The organism is Halorubrum sp. ASP1, from assembly GCF_005435135.1.
Classification (GTDB): Archaea; Halobacteriota; Halobacteria; order Halobacteriales; family Haloferacaceae; genus Halorubrum; species Halorubrum tropicale.
Genome location: NZ_SGUA01000059.1, coordinates 1 through 451, shown reverse-complemented (window position 1 = coordinate 451; position 451 = coordinate 1). Strand labels below are relative to the sequence as shown.

Below are 451 nucleotides of genomic sequence, written 5' to 3'. Positions count from 1 at the left end.
CGGCGAGTCGGACTTAGTAGCCCAGTTGCTCGCGGATGAGGACGACGGTGGTGCGGCCCTCCTCGACTTCCTGCCGGAAGATGAGCTGTTTCGCAATCATGGACTCGGCGCCGTAGGCCTCCTTCGCGCGCTCGTTTTCGAGGGGGTACGCGACGGATTCGAGGCGGTCCAGCGCGTCGTCGAGCGTCGGGACGATTTTGTTGATACCGCTGACGATGACGACGTTGCTGGCGGCGAAGGGGTACGCGCCGATGCGACTCCCCGAGAGGTCCGCGGCGACGAGTTCGCCGGTTTGGGCGATGGCGTTGATGCCGCCGAGGAAGTAGTCGGCGGTCTGGGAGTCGCGGCGGGCGGCCTGTCGCTCCGCGTCGTCGTCGATGCCCCAAATCTGATCCGGCAGGCTCTCCCACTCGTGGTCGCCCTCGCTAAGGTAGTCGTCGAACCCGATTTC

At 65.6% G+C, this 451-nt stretch carries 1 protein-coding gene; it reads right to left on the bottom strand.

Features of this window, described 5'->3' with window-relative positions; genetic code table 11:
- Window positions 1-13: 13 nt before the first annotated feature.
- Window positions 14-451 (bottom strand): LUD domain-containing protein (locus EXE48_RS18240; protein ID WP_137712176.1); only part of this gene is annotated, 438 nt, incomplete at its 5' end.